Genomic DNA, 1,888 nt, shown 5'->3' with positions numbered 1-1,888 from the left:
ACTGCCGCCTGAGGGCTGGTGGGGCGGCTCATTCTAGCTTGCGGCGCAGTGAGAGGGTGTAGAGCAGCAGCAGTGAGGGGGCGATCAGCACTGCTGCCACGCACGAGACGGCGATCAGGACCCACTGGGTGGCGCTCGGCGAGGCGGCCTGGTCGATGGTCAGATGGGTGCCGAGCAGGTACGGGTACTGGGCGACGCCCCAGCCTGCCACCACGCAGGCGATCGCCGCCGCAGCGAGCGTCCGTACCAGGGGCGGTCGGCCGCTGCGCAGCAGCAGCAGAGCGGCGACTCCGCAGACGGCCGAGATGATCAGTAGTGGCAGTCCGACTCTGCTCAGTTGGTGGAAGAGCCTGGGTGAGTCGTCGTGGAGGATGAATACTCCCGCCAGGGCCACCAGTCCGGAGGCGACGCCCGCGGCGAGCGCACGCCGCCGGAATCCCTGCTCGAGCTCGGTGTCGCCGCGCCGCACGGACTGACCGGTGAGGAACACGGCCGCCAGGTAGGCACAGACGCTGACCGCCAGGATGCCGCCGAGCATGGACGTCGGGTTGGTCCAGCTGGACAGCGCATCCCCGTATCCGCTGGTCGGAACGCGGCCCGAGGCGATGCCGCCTGCCACCGCCCCCAGGAAGAAGGGAGTGACCACCGAGGAGGCGGCGAACACGGCCCCGGCGACCCGTTGCTCGGATGTGCGGACCAAGGCTTTACGGAAGGCGAAGCCGCTCCCTCGCAGTACGATCCCGAGCACCGTCAATCCCAGGGGGATGTACAGGGTCGTGGTGATCGCTGCGAAAGCCTGCGGGAAACCACTCCAGATCATGACGAGGCAGAAGATCAGCCAGGTGTGGTTGGCCTCCCACACCGGACCCAAGGAGTGGTCGATCAGGTCGCGCGGCTTGCGTCCCCGCTCCGCGCCGCCCGCTGTCAGGTCCCAGAATCCGGCGCCGAAGTCGGCCCCGCCGAACAGGGCGTAGGCGATGACGCCGATGAACAGGATAACCGCGATGACATCGTTCATGCTCGTCAGCTCCTGGCGACCGGCTGGTTGGGCGGCGTCGGCTCCGGCCCGTACGGTACGTCGTCGGCGTCGTCGCCCTTGGCCCAGCGTCGACGCATGGACCGCAGTACCAGTACGGCGGTGACGCCCACGGCGAGGTAGATCGCCACCGCCGCCCCGAAGAACGGCCAAAGGTTTCCGGTGGTGGTGACGGCGTCCCTGGTGAGCAGCAGTCCCACCACCGTCCAGGGCTGGCGTCCCACCTCTGTCGTCACCCAGCCGCTCTCCAGGGACACGATCGACACCAGGCCCGCGACCGCGCATGCGCGCAGGAACCAACGATTGGTCGGCATGTCGCGCCGCCGCCACCAGAGCAGACCGAACCACACAGCCAGCAAAAGCAGAGCGGACGCGGTGCCCACCATGACATCGAAGGCGAGGTGGACGACGCTGACGACGGCGTCGGCGGGCCGAACGGCGGATGGGATCGCGTCGATCCCCTTGATCCGTGTGGAGGGAGTGAATCCCGCGAGTACGGAGGCGATGTCCGGAAGTTGGATGCCGTACCTCGCTTTGCCGTCGATCAGTACGCCCCCGAGGGTCTCGGGGACATGGTCACCGGTCTTGGGGAGGATCTCGATGGCGGCGAATTTGGCGGGTTCCTTATCGAATACCTGGCGGGCGATCGTGTCGCCGACGATGAACTGCAGCGGCATCGCGATGCTCGCTACGGTGAGGGGGATGAGAAATCCCAACCGGTGATAGCGGTCGCGTCGGCCCTTCAGCATTCCGGCGGCGTAGACCCCGGCGACTGTGAAGCCCGCGACGATGTACGCGGCGAGCAGCATGTGCAGGAATTCCAGCCAGAAGGCCCCGTTGAAGAACACCTTC

General features: G+C 67.4%; 2 protein-coding genes. Both read right to left on the bottom strand.

The genetic code is table 11. From position 1 onward, the window contains the following. Positions 1-28: 28 nt before the first annotated feature. Complete coding sequence (locus tag FCI23_RS55410; protein ID WP_136731723.1) at positions 29-1,018, bottom strand: cytochrome d ubiquinol oxidase subunit II; 990 nt, start codon at positions 1,016-1,018, stop codon at positions 29-31. A gap of 5 nt (positions 1,019-1,023) precedes the next feature. Further along, the coding region (locus FCI23_RS55405; protein ID WP_136731722.1) for a cytochrome ubiquinol oxidase subunit I at positions 1,024-1,888 on the bottom strand (865 nt) is incomplete at its 5' end.

It is taken from the genome of Actinacidiphila oryziradicis (assembly GCF_005047355.1).
GTDB lineage: Bacteria > Actinomycetota > Actinomycetes > Streptomycetales > Streptomycetaceae > Actinacidiphila > Actinacidiphila oryziradicis.
This window is presented reverse-complemented; position numbering and strand designations above follow the sequence as displayed.

Bases quoted from the DNA above. Each gene is read 5' to 3' on its own strand.
- FCI23_RS55410 (WP_136731723.1), bottom strand. From the start codon at position 1,018: ATGAACGATGTCATCGCGGTTATCCTGTTCATCGGCGTCATCGCCTAC.